General features: G+C 50.8%; 15 protein-coding genes. 10 read left to right on the top strand and 5 right to left on the bottom strand.

Features of this window, described 5'->3' with window-relative positions; all coding sequences use genetic code 11:
- Positions 1 to 116 precede the first annotated feature (116 nt).
- The 3 genes from MKX76_RS00515 (at position 117) to MKX76_RS00505 (ending at position 3498) form a co-directional block, all read left to right on the top strand.
- Positions 117 to 1466, top strand: a complete 1350-nt coding sequence (locus tag MKX76_RS00515) for an alpha-L-fucosidase (RefSeq protein WP_007127581.1) — start codon at positions 117 to 119, stop codon at positions 1464 to 1466.
- Between the two features lie 359 nt (positions 1467 to 1825).
- Positions 1826 to 2710, top strand: coding sequence for an ATP-binding cassette domain-containing protein (locus tag MKX76_RS00510; protein WP_007127580.1), 885 nt, complete (start codon positions 1826 to 1828; stop codon positions 2708 to 2710).
- Positions 2707 to 3498, top strand: coding sequence for an ABC transporter permease (locus tag MKX76_RS00505; protein ID WP_007127579.1), 792 nt, complete (start codon positions 2707 to 2709; stop codon positions 3496 to 3498). The genes MKX76_RS00510 and MKX76_RS00505 overlap by 4 nt, the downstream gene beginning before the upstream one ends.
- A 231-nt stretch (positions 3499 to 3729) precedes the next feature.
- On the opposite strand, the gene MKX76_RS00500 is transcribed toward MKX76_RS00505, so the two are convergent.
- Together MKX76_RS00500 and MKX76_RS00495 are read right to left on the bottom strand one after the other, a co-directional pair.
- Positions 3730 to 4542 carry a TetR/AcrR family transcriptional regulator gene (locus MKX76_RS00500; RefSeq protein ID WP_007127578.1) on the bottom strand — a complete coding sequence of 271 codons (813 nt, stop codon included), beginning with the start codon at positions 4540 to 4542 and terminating at the stop codon, positions 3730 to 3732.
- A 198-nt stretch (positions 4543 to 4740) separates the two neighbouring features.
- Positions 4741 to 5088, bottom strand: a complete 348-nt coding sequence (locus MKX76_RS00495; RefSeq protein ID WP_007127577.1) for a VOC family protein — start codon at positions 5086 to 5088, stop codon at positions 4741 to 4743.
- Between the two features lie 347 nt (positions 5089 to 5435).
- On the opposite strand from MKX76_RS00495, the gene MKX76_RS00490 reads away from it, so the two are divergent.
- Both MKX76_RS00490 and MKX76_RS00485 read left to right on the top strand, forming a co-directional pair.
- Positions 5436 to 6221, top strand: coding sequence for a glucose-1-dehydrogenase (locus MKX76_RS00490; protein WP_040737978.1), 786 nt, complete (start codon positions 5436 to 5438; stop codon positions 6219 to 6221).
- A 45-nt stretch (positions 6222 to 6266) separates the two neighbouring features.
- The gene (locus MKX76_RS00485) at positions 6267 to 7952 is read left to right on the top strand and encodes a glycoside hydrolase family 13 protein (protein ID WP_341032676.1); all 1686 of its coding nucleotides are present in this window, start codon (positions 6267 to 6269) and stop codon (positions 7950 to 7952) included.
- A gap of 80 nt (positions 7953 to 8032) precedes the next feature.
- Here the strand turns inward: MKX76_RS00485 and MKX76_RS00480 are convergent, their stop codons facing one another.
- The 3 genes from MKX76_RS00480 to MKX76_RS00470 form a co-directional block, all read right to left on the bottom strand.
- Positions 8033 to 8866: a carbohydrate ABC transporter permease gene (locus MKX76_RS00480; RefSeq protein ID WP_007127574.1), complete on the bottom strand. Its 834-nt coding sequence runs from the start codon at positions 8864 to 8866 to the stop codon at positions 8033 to 8035.
- Between the two features lie 17 nt (positions 8867 to 8883).
- Positions 8884 to 9777 carry a carbohydrate ABC transporter permease gene (locus tag MKX76_RS00475; RefSeq protein ID WP_007127573.1) on the bottom strand — a complete coding sequence of 298 codons (894 nt, stop codon included), beginning with the start codon at positions 9775 to 9777 and terminating at the stop codon, positions 8884 to 8886.
- A 120-nt stretch (positions 9778 to 9897) separates the two neighbouring features.
- The gene (locus MKX76_RS00470) at positions 9898 to 11289 is read right to left on the bottom strand and encodes an ABC transporter substrate-binding protein (protein ID WP_341032674.1); all 1392 of its coding nucleotides are present in this window, start codon (positions 11287 to 11289) and stop codon (positions 9898 to 9900) included.
- A 392-nt stretch (positions 11290 to 11681) separates the two neighbouring features.
- Between MKX76_RS00470 and MKX76_RS00465 the strand changes: the two genes are divergently transcribed.
- From MKX76_RS00465 to MKX76_RS00445, 5 genes are all read left to right on the top strand, one after another.
- The gene (locus MKX76_RS00465) at positions 11682 to 13520 is read left to right on the top strand and encodes a sensor histidine kinase (protein WP_210095023.1); all 1839 of its coding nucleotides are present in this window, start codon (positions 11682 to 11684) and stop codon (positions 13518 to 13520) included.
- Positions 13498 to 15012 carry a response regulator gene (locus tag MKX76_RS00460; protein ID WP_210095022.1) on the top strand — a complete coding sequence of 505 codons (1515 nt, stop codon included), beginning with the start codon at positions 13498 to 13500 and terminating at the stop codon, positions 15010 to 15012. The genes MKX76_RS00465 and MKX76_RS00460 overlap by 23 nt, the downstream gene beginning before the upstream one ends.
- Before the next feature lie 127 nt (positions 15013 to 15139).
- Positions 15140 to 16426: an ABC transporter substrate-binding protein gene (locus MKX76_RS00455; RefSeq protein WP_210095021.1), complete on the top strand. Its 1287-nt coding sequence runs from the start codon at positions 15140 to 15142 to the stop codon at positions 16424 to 16426.
- A gap of 84 nt (positions 16427 to 16510) precedes the next feature.
- The gene (locus tag MKX76_RS00450; protein ID WP_341032673.1) at positions 16511 to 17392 is read left to right on the top strand and encodes a carbohydrate ABC transporter permease; all 882 of its coding nucleotides are present in this window, start codon (positions 16511 to 16513) and stop codon (positions 17390 to 17392) included.
- A complete protein-coding gene (locus tag MKX76_RS00445) occupies positions 17389 to 18216 on the top strand; it encodes a carbohydrate ABC transporter permease (RefSeq protein ID WP_213613504.1) in 828 nt (275 codons plus the stop codon). The genes MKX76_RS00450 and MKX76_RS00445 overlap by 4 nt, the downstream gene beginning before the upstream one ends.
- The last annotated feature ends 63 nt before the right edge of the window (positions 18217 to 18279 follow it).

The following is an 18279-nucleotide window of genomic DNA, read 5'->3' as shown; positions in this document are numbered from 1 at the left end:
CCATGTTCCTTCAAAGTTATTATAATACCCGTCAGAGTTAAGTAATTATCTATTCATACTAACATATTCTTGTTAAAATCAAACCCGACAAATCCTAGTACCGAAAGGTTGATCCTATGACGACAACTACCGCTTCGCAAAATCAAGTCATCCTCGAACGAAATGAACGCGTACGTTGGTTCCAGAACGACCGCTTCGGCATGTTTATCCATTGGGGACTCTATTCGATCCCGGCTAGAGGCGAATGGCTCCGGAGCACGGAACAGATGAGCATCGAGCAGTATCAGACCTATTTTGATGAATTCGACCCCGTCGATTATAATCCTCGCGAATGGGCCAAGGCGGCCAAAAAAGCCGGCATGAAGTATGCGGTGCTGACCGCCAAGCACCATGACGGCTTCTGCTTGTTCGACAGCAAGCTGACCGAATATAAAGCAACCAATACCAAAGCCGGCCGGGATCTCGTGAGAGAGTTCCTGGAAGCTTTCCGGGAAGAAGGGCTTAAGGTCGGGCTCTATTATTCGCTGATCGATTGGTATCATGAGGACTATCCCGCCTTCGGAGACCGGATTCATCCGATGAGAGGAAACGAAGCCTTTAAGCGGGATCCGAACAACTTTGACCGCTATTTGGACTACATGCACGGGCAGATCCGCGAGCTGCTGACCGATTACGGCAAACTGGATATTATGTGGTTCGACTTCTCATATGACAATATGCGCGGCGAAGTATGGCGTGCTACCGAGCTCATGAAGATGATCCGCGGGCTTCAGCCGCATATCCTGATCGATAATCGGCTGGAGGGCAGCGGCGAGAGCGGCGGAAGCATCTATACGACCGAGCCGTCCATATACAGCGGGGACTTCGCTTCCCCCGAGCAGATCATCCCTCCGCATGGCGTTGTCGATGTAACGGGCGCACCCATTCCTTGGGAGGCATGCATTACGCTGAACAATAACTGGGGATATGCGGCCGCTGACCGCAACTACAAATCGGCGACCACGATCATCCGCAAGCTGGTGGAATGCGTCAGCAAAAACGGCAACATGCTGCTTAATGTCGGGCCGGACGCCAAAGGCGTCATTCCGAAGGAAAGCCTTGATGTGCTCGCGGAAATCGGCGATTGGATGAGCCGCAACAGCGACAGCATTTACGGATGCGCAGCCGCCGAATTTCCGAAGCCGGAATGGGGACGGTATACCCAAAAAGGCAACAAGCTGTATGCCCACGTCTTCGAGGAGCCGATCGGGCCCATCAATCTCGTCGGCTTGGCGGGCAAGGTCAAGAAAGCCCGGCTTCTGGCTGACGGCTACGAGCTGCTGCTCGGCCGCCCGTGGAGTGCAGCCGAATTCACCGAGGATGCATTCGTCAGCTTTGCCCGTCCGGAGCACTTCACCTTCCCGCTCCCGGACAAACGCAATACCGTCATCGAGCTTGAGCTTGAGGACGGGGCAGACCCGTCATAACAACATACTGCAGGCAAGCATGATTGAGCCTCCGCTGGATGTGTACATTGCATCCTTGCGGAGGCTTCTTGCCTTTATCAGCTCCTCTCCCCTTTAATCGCCCTTGCAACAAAGCTGGTTATTTTCTTGATACAGGGCCTTCAATTCGAACGAACAGAATAATAACCTCCGTCCAAAATGAAACTCAGGATTACCGGCATGATCTCATCAAGAGGCTTCATCGCCCCCTCCTTTATACCTGTCTCTATAGGACCTCTCGCCAACGAAAAAAATCATATTGAAATAAAACTGTTTATATAATATACTGATTAAGAAATAAACTGTTTATTATATACACAATTAATAAAGGAGCGTCGATCATGCGGAAATATGCCGTGGAAATTCAAGGACTGTACAAACGGTTCGGCAGCCAGCAGGTGCTGGACGGAATCGATCTGAAAGTGCCGGAGGGCAGTGTGTTGGCCCTGCTCGGTCCCAATGGGGCCGGTAAAACCACCTTGGTCAACATCATGTCAACCTTGGTCACTCCTGATGCGGGGACCTTGCTAATTAACGGGTACGATGTGAGCCGGGAGCGCCAGAAGGTACAGCAATCGATCAGTCTTACCGGTCAATTCGCCGCCGTGGACGAAGTGTTGACCGCCGAAGAAAATCTTCGGATGATATGCAGGCTGTCCGGACTCACGGGAGCAGAGGCCCGCATTCGAAGCACGGAGCTGCTGGCTTACTTTGATCTGGCATCGGCACGATCCAAGCGCGCAGGCACCTTTTCCGGCGGCATGAAAAGGCGCCTGGATCTGGCGATCAGTCTCGTCGTGCCAAAACCCGTTCTGTTCCTGGATGAACCGACGACCGGGCTTGATACCCGAAGCCGACGCGCGCTGTGGGATATGATTTTGCAGCTGAAAAGCCAAGGCATCACGATTGTCCTCACTACGCAATATCTGGAGGAAGCGGATCAGCTTGCCGACCGGATTGCGGTGCTTGATGGGGGGCATATCGTGGCGGAAGGAAGTCCGGAGGAGCTAAAATCCCGGGTCGGGGGCGAGGTACTGGAGCTGCGGAACGCGGAGGATGAGGTCATTCATCGCATTCCCACGAGCGGATCTATAGGGGATGTTGCAAACACGCTTCAGGAGCTTATGCGCCAGCTTCCGACGGAAACGCGGGTCGGCATCCACAGGCCGAACATGGATGAAGTATTCATCGCGCTGACTGAAAAGAAAATGGAGGAGATCGTATGATTGTCAAACCTGTTCACACCGCAAAGAAAACATCGCTTGCCGTTACCCAAAGCGTCTTTATCGGACGCAGCCTCCGCCACAGCCTCCGCAATGCGGATGCGATGCTGATGGCGATTCTGCTGCCGGTGCTCTTGATGCTGCTGTTCACGTACGTATTCGGCGGAGCGATCGATTCCAGCGGCGATTACGTAAACTACGTCGTGCCCGGAATTATTCTGTTATGCGCGGGCTTCGGCTCCTCCTCGGTGGCCGTCGACGTCGCGCAAGATATGACGAACGGCATTATCGACCGGTTCCGGACGATGCCGATTCGCAGCGTTAGTGTCATTACCGGACACGTCGTCGCTAGTCTGGCCCGCAATCTGCTGGCAACCGGCGTTGTGCTCGCGGTTGCCTTGCTCGTCGGCTTCAAGCCTACTGCCGGCATACTCGATTGGGTATTCGCGGTAGCCCTTATCGCCTTGTTCATCCTCGCCTTCACCTGGCTGTTTGCGGCGATCGGCATGGTCGCCGGCAGCCCTGCCGCAGCGGGGAGCTACGGGTTCGCCCTGCTCTTTCTGCCTTACCTTTCCAGCGCCTTCGTCAAGACGGATACGATGCCGGAATGGCTGCAGTGGATTGCAAGCAACCAGCCCATTACGCCGGTGATCGAGTCCCTTCGCGGATTGCTGATGGGAGCTTCGATACGCGAGTTTATCGGATGGGCAATCGGGTGGTGCTTGCTCATTTTGCTCGTCTCATTGCTATGGGGCATGTGGTCATTCCGCAGAAGAGCGGGCCGCCGGTAATATGGGCAAACGCTTGACCTCTCCTAAGGGAACATCTCGCGTTGGCTGTCACAAGCAGCAACATCATCATCCCTAATGCCACCCGGGAGTTGGCGTATTCCTTAAGTCTCAATTTCAAATCGTCCATGACTTCTCCCATCAGGGACAAAAAAAGCGATCCGATCGGATCGCTTTTGCATTTTTTCTTTCCTATTGTCACGATCTCTTAAACTTATAATTTCCGGAACCTCGCTACCCGTTAGCCTCCTCCTTCTCCTTCCCCTGCTCCTTCTTCTTCATTTCCAGATAGTGCTCGATTCCGTCCAAAATGCGCTCCAGCCCGAAATCAATGTCGTTCCCGATCGGATTCTCTCCCGGGTTCTCTTCCGTGTAGACGCCGGACATGATGACGGGGTACAGGAACGGGAACTGCTCGGGCTTCACGAGCGCCTTCAGCGCCAAGGTATAATCCGTCCCGCTGAACCGCTCCGCGGTGGACCCTGATTTGAGCGCAAGATCCATGTCCCGTTGGATGAGGCCGCTGGATCTCGCATAGTTGCTAAGCAGCAGAATGAAGGAGATTTTTTCATAGTCATTCAGCGGAAAATCCCTCATGAAGCGCAATCCCCAATCGATGACCCGGAGATTGTTCGGGGTTATCGGCACGCCGGAGATTGGAATGTCGCCGAACCAGGGATGGTCCCGGAATACCTGCATGCTTAATTTGACGAATAGGCGCATGTTGTCCCGCCAGTCCGGAGCATCCTCATCCGGAAGCGGAACCTCGCAGACCGCATCCTGCATGAGCAGCAGAAGGTCGTCCTTGCTGGGAATGTAGCGGTACAGCGACATGGCGGTGTACCCTAAAGACGATGCCACCCGGTTCATCGAAACGGCGGACAACCCGTCCCGATCGGCTATTTCGATTGCAGCGTCAACGATCTGCCGGATGCTCAGCTCCCTCTTCGGCCCGCGCTGAGGGGGCTTGACCAATCCCCAGCTAAGCGCAGCGCCGCCGGGGAGCATTGCTCCGATATCCTGCTCTGTCGTTTTATCTTTTGACATAACCTATGCGTCCTTTCCGAAGGCTGTTAGTCCCGATAAGCCATTAAATTGTTTATTATATAAACAGTATATCACAGACTACGCGCTGCCGGCAGGCCAAACGGGAACATGGCGGCGCTGTTTGAATCATTGCGTACGCTCTTTCTGGACTCAAGCGTGGTCCGATGCATGCCGGGATGGATGTCGCCTCATATGGATTCAATGCATCAGAATATTGACGAGCTTGCCGAACGGATCGCGTACGAAAAATCGGCGAACGCCCCAAGGCTCATCCACTGGGCCGTATTCGACAGGGAAGCCGGCGTTTTTCATATCGGCCAACACCGCCTCGACATCGTCGACTTCGATGGAAAGGTCGGGTACGGGCGTGCCGGATCCTCCCTCTTCGGCAAAGCTGATCTGTACCTGCATCGTTTCCGCCGACCCGTAGGTAGCAAACCAGCCGTGATCCATCAGCAGTTCCAGACCGAGCACGTCCTGATAGAAACGTTTAGCTTCCGCAATTCGTCCCGTTTCAATATTAGCCATAATTCGTTTGACTGCCATAGCACATATTCCTCCTTTGTTAGAGCCTACACTCTTCAGCTCTTCTGCTCCTCTGCTCTTAACCCTTCTAGCTTTCTGCCCCTCTCCCCTTCTACCCTTCTGCTCCGCAGATCCCTTTTCTCGAACTTCCCCAAATTAACGAATCCGGCGTCCACGCACAAAACACGCTAATCACTTGCAATGAAGTATAACAAATACTTCCAAAAAAGAAAACGTATACAGACATCATGCTTCAGGACTGTCATCATCTATCGGCGGTTCGATCCCACTCGTCCATATTGAAAAGGAAGAAATCCGGTTAATTATATTATTGTATTCCATTACACGGTCGATAGGAGGTATGCATGGTGTACAAAGATCTGGTGGGAAACACGGCCGTTATTACCGGCGCTTCGTCCGGCATCGGGCGCGCAATCGCTCTGAGATTCGGTCAAGAAAAAATGAACGTAGTCATCAATTACCTCAGCAGCGAGGATGAAGTGCACTCCATCGTACGGAAGATTGAATCCTTCGGCGGAAAAGCCATTGGCGTGCATGGCGACGTAACCAAGGAGGAGGATGTGAAGAAGCTGGTAGCCGCCGCTCATCATCATTTCGGCTCCTTGGAGGTCATGGTGAATAACGCGGGCATCGAAAACGAGGTGCCTTCCGAGGATTTGACACTGGATAACTGGAGAAAAGTGCTTGACGTGAATTTAACCGGGGCCTTTCTAGGCTGCCGTGAGGCAATCGATTACATGCTCGAACACCGGATCAAGGGACGGATTATCAACGTTTCGAGCGTACACGAGAGGATTCCATGGCCTCATTTTCTCCATTATGCCGCTAGCAAGGGCGGGATCAAGATGATGACCGAAACGCTGGCGCTGGAATTCGCGCCGAAGGGAATCCGGGTCAATAACCTTGGACCCGGGGCAATCGACACCCCGATCAATGCTGCCAAATTTTCCGATCCTGCAGCCAAGGCGAGTGTTGAAGCCCTGATTCCGCTTGGGTATATCGGCAAGCCGGAGGAAATTGCCGCCGCAGCTGCATGGCTGGCGTCTTCTGAATCCAGTTATGTCACGGGCATTACCCTGTTTGCGGACGGCGGCATGACCAAATACCCCGCTTTTCAAGGGGGACAAGGCTGAGTTATTCGGTTCGACCACTTACTAGACGGACAGGAGGAATGGCGAATGCTGGAAGCCTGGTGGAAGGAGGCGGTCGTCTACGAGATCTATCCCGTCAGTTTCAAAGATAGCAACGGGGATGGGAAAGGCGATCTTCGCGGAATTATTTCCAAGCTCGATTATTTAAAGGATCTCGGCATCGATGTCCTATGGATCTGCCCGATCTACGAATCTCCCGGAATGGATAACGGCTATGATATCAGCAATTATTATGCGATCAATCCGGCGTTCGGGACGATGGAGGATTTCGACGAGCTCTTAAGGGAAGCACATGCAAGAGGTTTGAAAATCATGATGGATCTCGTGTTGAACCATACCTCTGACAAGCACCCCTGGTTCATAGAGTCGAGGTCCTCAATCGATAATTCCAAACGGAATTATTATATCTGGCGCAAGGGCGTGAACGGGCTGTTCCCCAACAACTGGGAGTCCTATTTCAGCGGCTCGGTGTGGGAGTTCGATGAGAAGACCGGCGAGTATTATATGCATCTGTATTCCAAGCATCAGCCGGATCTCAACTGGGCAAACGAAGAATTGGTCAACGAATTGTACGACATGATCCGGTGGTGGCTGGAAAAGGGAGTTGACGGCTTCCGCTTTGACGCCATCGCTCATATCGTGAAAGCCAAGGGATTGCCTAATGCCGATAATCCGCAGCATCTGCCGGTCGTGAGGGCCTATCAGCTTTTTTCGAATTTGGAAAAAGTCCATGATTTGCTGAGAAGGCTGAACGAGGAAGTGCTGATGAATTACGACATTATGACGGTCGGGGAGACCTCGGGTCTTGGCCCGGAACAGGCGCTGCAATACGTTGGGGATCAACGGCACGAGCTGGATATGGTGTTTCAATTTGAACATATGACACTGGATTCCGTCTCGACGGGAACCGGGAGATGGGAAGCCCGGTCCTGGACCCTGCTTGAACTTAAAAAAGTTATGAGCCGCTGGCAAACCACCCTTCATAACCAGGGCTGGAATGCAAACTACTTGGGCAATCACGACCAGCCAAGACCGGTATCCCGATTCGGCAATGATCAGCAGTTCCGCGTCGAATCCGCCAAGATGCTAGCAACCTTCATGCTTACCTTGGAAGGGACCCCTTATATTTACCAGGGCGAGGAAATCGGGATGACCAATGCAGCCTTTGAGACCATCAGCGATTATCGGGACGTCGAAACCCTGAATTATTACGGGCAATCCCAGCTTCAAGGCAAGCCGAATGACCGGATCATGGCGGCCATTCGCGCAAAGAGCCGGGATAATGCCCGTACTCCCATGCAATGGAATGGCGGCCCTCAGGCTGGATTTACGACCGGAGAACCATGGATCAAGGTGAACCCGAATTATACGGAAGTGAATGTGGAATTAGCAATGAAAGATCCGAAATCCATCTACCATTACTACCGGCAGCTGATCGCCCTTCGTAAACAGCATAAAGCGCTAGTGTACGGAGAATATAAGCTGCTCCTTCCCCTGGATCCCGATTTGTATGTGTATACCCGTACATGGGAGCAGGATACCATTCTCGTGATCCTTAATTTTTTTGACGAAAAGCCCCGGATGGAGTGGCCTGAGCACCTGCGAGGCCTAAAGCGTGAGCTGCTGATTTCCAATTACGAGCCCGTGCCGGACGAGCTGCAAGACCAGATCGAGCTTCGCCCCTATGAAGCCAGAGTTTACCAGCTGTACTGACACGCACTTCGAAGCACAAATGGGAAAGGCACCCCGCTTGAAGCCGAACGGCTGCAAGGAGGTGCCTTTTTGAGTGTCGCTTACCCCTTCGTTCCGCCTTGGAGCCCGAAGCCCTTCGACATAAACTGCTGCGACAAAATGTACAGGATGATCGCCGGGATGGCATACAGCACCGAAAATGCAGCAAGACTGCCGTATTCGACCATGCCGTATTGTCCGAAGAACTGGTACAGCTTGAGGGATGCCGGAAATTTTTCCGGAGACTGGAGCAGGATATACGGCACGAAAAAATTGCCCCAGCTGCCGGAGAAGGTAAAGATCGCGACCGTGCAGATGCCCGGGACCATCAGCGGCGCAACGACCTTGCGGATGCCGGTAAACACCGAAGCCCCGTCCACCCAGGCAGCTTCTTCGAGATCATTCGGCACGGAATCCATGAAATTTTTCATCATCCAGATGCCGTAAGGCATGGACGACGCCACATAGAACAGGATGACGCCGAAGATATTGTCATACAGCTTCAGCCCCAGGAACAGCTGGTAAACCGGCACCATAACGGCTGTTATCGGAAGCGAGGTCATGAACAGAATCGTCAGCATGAAAGGCTTCTTATATTTCATCTGATACCTGGATAAAGGATAAGCGGCGAGCAGCGCAAGCAGAACAACCAGTACGGCTTGGCCAAGCGACATGATAAGGCCGATCAGGAACGCCCGCTGATTCTCGCTGCTTGTGATGACCTCCGCGTAGTTCGCCCCGGTGATGCGGCTCGGCATCTTCAGCGATTGCATCGCATTCGGATCGACGGATGCTACGAGTACCCACAGCAGCGGCAGCAGGAAGCATATCCCGATTCCGGCAAGGATGGCATACGGCAGGATACGATACACGAGCTTGCGTTGTTTGGCATTCATATCGTTTCACCCCCGCTTTACTCTTTCATCGATCGAATATACAGAAGGCTGAGCACGATGCCGATCAGAAGCAGCAGCAGCGAGATCGCGGTTCCATAGCCCAGCTGGTAATTGACAAAAGCCTGGTTGTACATGAAGATCGGCAGCGTGGTCGTCGAATTGCCAGGCCCTCCGCCGGTCATGGCATAGATCAGCCCGAACACGCCGAGCGTCTGCAGCGTGACGAGCATCATATTTGTCGTGATCGTCCCTTTAATATACGGAATGATAATGCTCGTGAAGATTTTCCATTTGGACGCCCCGTCGACGACTGCCGCTTCTTCGATCTCATTCGGGACGTCGTCGAGCGCGGCTTGGAACACCAGCATGGAAAAGGCGGTGCCGTGCCAGATATTCGCCAAAATGATCGTCAGCATCGGAACCGTGAACAGCCACGTCACTTCGGAGAACCCGAAGAAGCCAATGATGGCGTTCAAAGTGCCCTCATCGCCGAAGAAGCTGTACAGGCACAGGGCGCATACGATTTCCGGGGTCACCCATCCGGCGAGGACAATCGTGCCGATGACCCGCCGAAATGTTCGGTTTCGCTGCTTCATCAGCAGCGCGATCAGGAAGCCGAGCACCTGCTGTCCAATGACGGCCGAGCCGATCAGGAATACGAGCGTATTCCATATGCTGATGCGAACGGTAGGGTCTTGAAACATTCTTGCATAGTTCTCAAATCCGATGAATTTCAGCTCTCTCGCGGCTTCGCCCGTTAACGCCAGGTTCGTGAACGAATAATAGAAGGTCAGCAGAATCGGATAAATAAAAAACACAAGCATGATCGCAATCGAGGGAAGCAGATAAAAGAGCCAAGGGTACGATGGTTTGCGCTTATTCAAAGCGTCGTTCGCCGTTAGACTGCTCATGCGTGAGCTCTCCCCTTTTCTCCTGATGATCGTGAAAAGCCGCCTGCCCAAGGCCTCCCTTAACGATCGGGACCTTGAGCAAGCGTTGGCATCCATTTAAACGATTGTGGATGGGCCTGGTTATTTCTCTACAACCTTCTCCGCGCCGACGATCCGGGTAACGTCCTGAGCGTATTTATTCATCGCATCGGCCGGCGAGGTGCCCGTGGCGACCGATTCAACCATCGTTTGGATCTGCGTCGACACCTCCGGATACTTCTCCTGTGCCGGACGGAATTCCGCATTCTGCAAATATTCCGTCGCGATTTCGTTAAACGGCATCTTCGTATACTCCGGATCCTTCGCCACGTCGGCGCGGACCGTAATGTTGCCCGAGGACATGACCAGCTTCTGCGTATTTTCTTTGTTCAAGGCAAACTTGATGAATTCCCAAGCCTTCTCCTTGTTCTTGGAGTTGCTTGGGATCGACAGCGCCCACCCGCCGGCCAATGTGATCGAGCCCGGAGCCTGGCCTTGGCTGGTCGGCATCGGCGCGAACCCCAGCACATCCTTATACTCCGGCCAAGGCGCGGCCCCGGTTTCGAGATAGTTGCCCGTAATCCAGGAGCCGTCAAGCGATATCGCCAGCTTGCCTTGCGGCAAATACTCCCGGGATGCGGTATTCCCGGCCTGACCGTTCAATACCTTCGACAGCGGCGGCCCGAGCTTTTCCTTGTTGACCGTCTCTACAAATGTCAGGGCATCCAGGATACCCTGGCTTTTGATGATCCATTTGCCGCTTGTATCATCGTATAACCGCTCGCCCGTTCCGTAGAGCAGCATCTCATAGGTCTGCATGGAAGTCGCTTCGCCGGTCGCCTTGCCCATGTTCATCCAGATCGGCACGATATCCGGCGCCTTCTCCTTAATCGTACGGGCGGCATTCAGTACATCCTCCCAAGTTTTCGGCTGCCATTCCTCCGGAAGCCCGACCTGCTTGAAAATGTCCTTGTTATACCACAATCCCCGCGAATCCGTATTGTATGGAACGCCGTACACCTTGCCGTCGCTGGCGGTCACGCCCTTCTTCATCGCCTCGATGAACGAGCCGTTGCCCCAGTCCTCCCACTGCGCCAATCGTTCGTCAAGCGGCTCCAGGTAGCCGGCGCTGGCATCGGAGTTCAAAATAAAGGTATCCTCCGTGACGATATCCGGCGCGGTATCCTTGGATTTCAGCGCCAGCGCAACCTTGGCGAAATAGTCGCCTTCGGAGGCCTGGATCGGTGCCGGCCGGATCTCGACGCTTTTGTCCGGAAAGGCTGCGGACATTTCCTTAAGCCATTTATAAAACGAACCGTTCTCGCCGATCCCGTCATCCCGGAACGTAACGTTAATGACGGTCTTTCCTCCGCTGTCGGTCCCCCCGCTTCCCGCATCATCGGGCGTATCCTTGCCCCCCGCGCAACCGAACAGCATGGAAACGCTCAGCAAGGTCGTAGTTACGAACCCCAGTCCTCTCTTGAATGATTTCAATTGTTCTCCCTCCCTTTGGCTGCCCCAGCATCTAGTAAATATCCAGATTTTGTATACGCTTACGAGAGCGTATATTCATCTCTATTTACATGACAGCCCGGATATTCTGAACTTTTTTTCGGGGCGAACAACCAAATAATTCTAGTTAATTATCTATTGAATAGATCTAGTGCGGGTTGCTAATATGCACCAAGCTGCATGCCAAATAACCTCCATTTTTTTGGAGTGTTAATGAATATGGCTTGCCGCAATTAACATTTGACCCGTCCCAAGTGCCTGAAATCAGGTTTTTATTCAAAATGGATTGAAAAGACGTCCTTGATGACAAATAATGAAGCTGATTACCGCACATATACGGCCAATCAAACTCCATATCTAAGAAAGGTGATCCCATGCCGAAATTGCAGCCGTACTTGCTTCGAAAATTCCACAGATCGAGTTTTCGCAGCAAGCTTGTCTTAACTTACGTGCTCATTATCGTGATCCCGGTCATAACGGCCATGTTCCTGTCGGGTATACAGCTGTACAAGCAGACAAATTCCGATTACGAGGAAATCCTGCAGCAGCTGGATAGCCGGACCCATGTAAGCATCAACGATTTTTTTGCGAATCATGCCCGCTATTCCTTTTTTTATTTAACGAATTTTAAGCTGAGCTCTATTCTGGAAAAGTCCAAGCGTTCTTCAGACAAAGAATATTTTGCGGATGCCAACTACATGTATACCTCCATGCAACAGCTTGTGCTGATTAACGGAAGCATCGCCATGATATCGGTGCTTGCCCCGAATGGAAGCATTTATGGCAGCCAGCCGGAAAAGGCGGGAAAAATCAGAAACACATTGAAAGAAATCGGAGAAAGCCGTCTTAAAAACAATGATTATGTTGTCCATATTTCGAAGGAAGCCAATACGAAAAGCACCAGTCATCGAATATCCATCGTGCGTTATTTATCCGACCTCAACATACACAGCGGTCAAGAAGGCTATGCAAAAGTCGATATTTACGATAAAGCCATTGAGAATATGCTCGGTGGCATTTCCAATGATGGACTAAAGCTTGGAACGATGATTCTGTCCGGCGAAACGGTTGTGTATTCCTCAAACGGATCGCTTAATGAGCTAGATGCGGAGCAAGTCCAGTCTTTTACATCCCTCATCTCCAGTCCTGCACCAGGAGACAACCCGACTTTGCGCATCAATTGGAACAACAAGCCCTATCTGATCAGCAGCACGGTCAATCCGGTAACCGGTTGGACAGTCATCCACTATATCCCTGTCGCACAAATTACCGATACATTTATAAGCAATACATTGAACTATGTGCTCATAAGTATTTTGGCACTTATCGCCGCTTTGGGGCTGGCGTTCTTTTTTCACCGCTATTTTATCCATCCGATCTTAAAGCTTAGCGGCACGATGAAAATCGTGGATTCAGAGCATCTGACCCCCACCGTTATTCACAGCCATCGGGAGGATGAGATCGGAAGGCTGATCAACAGCTACAATGCTATGATCGAGCGGATTAGAACAAGCCGAGATTCCGAAATTACGGCAAGCAGCCTGCAGAAAAAAGCGGAGATTAAAATGCTTCAGTCGCAGATCAATCCGCACTTTTTGTACAACACCTTAAATGCCATTCATTCCATTGCCGAGCTCCACCGAATGGAGCATATCTCCTCTATGACCAAAAGCTTGTCCAGCATTTACCGCTATAACGTCAAATATGGAGATGTCGTAACGATCGGAAAAGAGCTTGAGAACATCGAGCACTACATTCAAATTCAGCAGATCCGATTCTTCAACAAGTTCCAGGTTGAGTACGAGATCGATCAAGATGTTATTTCTTGCAAAATACTAAAGTTTTTAATCCAGCCGATTATCGAAAACTCCTTCTACCATGGTTTGGAGCCAAAAGGCGGTACAGGTAAGCTTCGATTAACAATCCGGAAACGCCACCGGTTTCTATATATTTGCGTTTATGATGATGGTGTCGGCATCTCGAAGGAGAAGCTGAGTGAGCTGAAAATGATGCTGATGCAAGACCCGCAGGAGATGGTGGAGAACCTTGACCAGAACTTCGGCATGAGAAACGTTTATGCCCGGATTAAGCATTTTTACGGTGAAAGCTCCTGGATGAATATCAAGAGCGAAGAGAAAGCCGGGACCACCATTATGATACATATTCCGTACAACAGGGAGATGGACACCGATGAGAATATTAGTGGCAGATGATGAGTTCTTCGCCAGGAAAGCGATTCTACAGATGATACATGATTGGGACGGAAGTGTGCGAGTAATCGAAGCTGAGGATGGCACTGCTGCTCAGAATGTGATCGATGAAGCGTTGCCTGACCTTGTGATCACAGACATTCGCATGCCGGGGATGGATGGCATTCAGCTGGCAGCCTATATCCGAAAGAATCACCCTTCCATGCCTGTCACGATTATTAGCGGATACGAAGATTTTACTTACGCACGCGAAGCGATTCAATATAAGGTGGAGAACTATTTGCTCAAGCCCGTAGATCGGCAGGAGCTAAACTCGTTGCTGAATAAGTTGAAGATGCATCATGCCGAGCGCCGCGAAATCCATATTGAGCAGGCAATGCTCTCCTGCTTCTATGAAACGTCCGATCATCGAAGCTTGCTGACTCTTGAGTCTGCCTTCGAGCTCAACAGCAGCTCTGCATTTCATACGATCGTGTTTGTGCATCCCCCTTCCCAGAGCAGGGAACTAAGGGAAATTTCCAAAGAGGTGTTCGGGAGTCACCACCTTCGTTCCATACTGATCACGGATCAATTTCAGCCTCAGCTTCTGATCGCATGGATCCAACCACAGTCCGCAGCCAATCAAGAAGGACAGGTCAGCCTCCACTTCCTGTGCGACAGAATCGCCCGTACGCTGAGCGAACGGACGGGATTGACCTGCACTGGCATTGGAATCAGCTCTGCGCTAAGCGATCTGCGCCAGCTGGACACATCCTTAAGGGAAGCCAAGCTTGCGGCATTGCAAAGCTTCGTGAACGGCATCGGTCAACCTGTACGGATCGAGCATATTGGCCAGATTTATCATTATGATGCGGCGTACATTCAGGAATGGACGAGCATATTCAGCCAGCAGGCAGGAAGCTATCAAATGGCCAAAATGGAGAATATGATCCATTCCTGGCTTGCCGATTGCATCAAGAAGCAGTTCTCCGTACATATGGTGCAAGACTGGCTTGCTGCGACTGTCAATATAATCAATACCATTATTGGACGTTCCTGCAGCGAAGCTTGCTCCTACCTGGAACAACGGAGTCTCTTCGAATTCGCATCGATCCATGAAGCCTGTGATGAGCTGATTGCGAAGCTGCGTGCGGTTGTTGAGCAATTGAGCCAAAACGAACCAAATCGGGATATCGTTCAGGACATTAAAGAATTTGTCGAAATGAATTACAAGAACAAAATCGTCCTGGATGATCTTGCGAAGCAGCGGTATTTTGTCGATCCCAGCTACCTCAGCCGGTTATTCAAACGAAAATGCGGAGTGGGATTCGCCCAGTATCTGTTGTCTGTACGAATGGAAAAGGCCAAAAAGCTGCTGGAAAGCGAAACCTATCAACTGCCGATTGCAACGATTGCCAGCGAGGTCGGCTTTAATGACTATTCTTATTTCATCCAGATGTATAGAAAGGTTTACGGTGCTACGCCGGGAAAAGACCGAAGCAATAAAAAAACATAGGCTGGAATGTGATGCAAAACTACAGATTTATCCTATTCAGACAGTCAGTTTATTCCTATTTTCAGCATGCGACTCCTTGCTACAATGAAAGCGTTCTCGATACAGACATCACTCAAAAGGAGCTGAAATGATGAAAAAGGGGTTTATGAAAAGCGGATTGGCAGCACTGATCTCGCTAGCCATGATGACAGCGGCCGGCTGTGCTGGCGGAGGCTCAAAAAATGCGGAGAACGAAGCAGGCAGCAACAACGCGAACTCCGATGGTGCACCCGTCAAAATTGAATACTTTCAAATGAAATCAGAGGCCGTCAATGTTGTCAACGAGCTAATCACAAAATTTGAACAGGCTAACCCGGGCATAAAGGTGGAACAGAACAATGTGCCGAATCCTGAAAATGTATGGACGATGAGGGTTTCGACCAATGACGCCCCTGCGGTTTTCACCCACTATCCTCACAATCCCATTTTCCAAAAAATGGCCAAGGAGGGCCGCGTCGTTGACCTGACCAATGATCCGCTCATGAATAACGTCCAGCCTGCCATTGCTGACTTGAGTAAAATCGACGGCAAAAATTATATGGTCCCGATCGGGTTGGCTACACTGGGGATGTATTATAACAAAGATATTTTTGAAAGCCAGAATCTTCAGATTCCAACAACTTACGCCGAACTGATCGAGACGGCCGAGAAGCTTCAGGCGGCAGGCATCACACCGTTTTACTTCCACGATAAGGATTTTAACGGCATCCGTCAGGAGGTCGTCTACAAAATGGGACAAACGATTCCAAACGTCGAGTCATTCCTTGATGATGTCATGAACGGCAAGGCACACATCACGGATAATCCGGCATTCAAGCCTTTTGCAGAAAATCTGCTAACGCTTCGTCAATACGGACAAAAAGACAATATGGGAACCGGCTATGATGACGCGCTTCGTGATTTCGCCAACGGTAAAACTGCGATGTGGTTCACAGGCATTTGGGCAATCAAAGAAATTAAAGAGTCCAATCCCGATCTGAATTTCGCCATGTTTCCGCTCCCGACCGAAAACCCTGCAGATTTAAAGACACAGGTATCCGTTGATACGGCCATTGGTATTCCAGCTGAAGGTAAAAATCAAGAAGAAGCCCGAAAGTTCATTGAATTTATGTCCACGAAGGAAAACGTAGAAACCTATTTAGGTACCGCCGGCTATCCTTCCGGTATCAAGGATGTGGAATCAGGGCTTCCTGAGATCAGCTCACTGACACAGCTGATATCGGACGGCAAGGTATATCCTACAATCGAACGGCTGTGGCCTCCAGGGATCAATGCCGATGTAGGCAAAGCAACACAGGAAATGTTCCTTAATAAAGATGTTGACCAATACCTGAAAACCCTCGATACGATATTCTACAACAAGTTTAATCAATAAAACATGCCAATGAGGCGAAAAACCTTGGTTATGAGGCACCACTCCAGGATTCTTCGCCTCTCTGCCTGATGGGAGGGCTAACGTATGAACATTCGCAGGTTAAAGCCGGGTACCGTCTTTTTCATGATGACCTTGCCTGCGGTACTGCTGTATTGCTTATTCTTCCTGGCCCCGGTCTTTATCGGATTCTATTACAGTCTGACGAACTGGGACGGGTTCTCCCTATCGTATGACATGGTCGGCTTTCAAAATTACATTGATATATTACAAGATAAACGTTTCTTGAACGGCCTAAGCTTCACCTTGCTGTATACCGTTATTGTCGTTTTTGGAAAGCTCAGCGTTGCACTTGTACTCGCTCTCCTGCTGAGCCGTCCCTTGAAGCTTCGCGGCCTGTTCCGGTCCATCTACTTCTTCCCGGCCGTGCTGAGCATGATTACCGTCGGCCTGATGTTTAACCAGTTCTTCTACTCCTTGTTTCCGCCTATAGGAGAAAAGCTTGGGATCGAGTGGCTGTCGCTTAATTTGCTTGGCAATCCCGACACAGCCATCCTGGGAATTGCGTTAACAAACATCTGGCAGGGCTTTGCGATCCCGATGGTAATCTTTATCGCCGGCTTGTCCAACGTGCCGAAGGATATTATCGAAGCAGCTGTTATAGACGGCGCATCGCCTGTACAACGTTTTTTCTCGATCACGATTCCATACCTGATTCCGATGCTGACCGTCAATGTAGTGCTTGCCGTTAAAGGCGGCCTCACCGTGTTTGATTACATCGTAGCCATGACAAATGGCGGACCTTCCAAGTCGACAGAATCGATGGGCTTCCTTATTTACCAGCATGGCATGAGCGAGATGAAATTCGGGTACGGAACGGCAGAAGCCATCTATGTATTTATCCTGATTGGCGTCCTCTCGTTCATACAGATTAAGCTTTTGGCCCGGAAGGAGGTCGGACAGCAATGAAGACACGATTGCCGTTTAGAATCATCAGTTATGCTGCGCTTGCGATCGGTGCATTGTTCATACTGGGTCCGCTCTATCTGGCGCTTTCCATTTCCTTAAGGACCCGGGACGAGACAACATCGAATTTTTTCGCTCCGCCGACCCGCCTGTACCTGGATAATTTTTCGACCGTCATCAACAAGGCCAACTTCTGGGGAATGCTTCAGAACTCCGCATTTATAACCATCATATCTCTTCTGTTCATGCTAATTGCCATTCCGATGGTCTCTTATGCCATCTCGCGAAACATGAACAAGCTGTATTTCAAGTGGGTATATACGATCATCCTGATGGGGATTTTCGTCCCCTTCCAGGCGATCATGCTGCCGATTTACAGGCATATGGGCAATTTGGAGCTTCTGAATCAGACCGGATTGATTATGATGTACGTTACCCTGTCCTTTTCACAAGGCTTGTTTCTAGGAGTCGGCTTTCTTAAAAATATTCCGCTTGAGCTCGATCAGGCCTCAAAAATTGACGGCTGCGGCGTCTGGTACACCTTCAGCCGGATTATATATCCATTGATGCTTCCCATCATCGCTACGATCCTCATATTGAACAGTCTTTGGATTTGGAATGATTTCCAACTCCCGCTGATCATGCTGAACCGACATCCGGATTTTTGGACACTGCCGCTGTTTATTTACAATTTTAAGACGGAGACCAGCTTTGATTATAATCTGGCTTTTGCAGCCTTCTCGCTGTCTATGGCCCCGATTGCAATTCTGTACGTTTTTACGCAGAAGTATATTATCGGCGGCTTGACGGAAGGCTCCATCAAATAAAGATGAGCGGATGGCTGCGCATGGTCCGCATGTCATTGATGAAGACCATCAAAGCGGATATAG

Source organism: Paenibacillus sp. FSL R5-0810, assembly GCF_038002285.1.
GTDB classification, from domain to species: domain Bacteria; phylum Bacillota; class Bacilli; order Paenibacillales; family Paenibacillaceae; genus Paenibacillus_AQ; species Paenibacillus_AQ lactis.
Note: the sequence above shows the minus strand (reverse complement) of the source record. Positions and strands in the feature narration are given on the sequence as shown.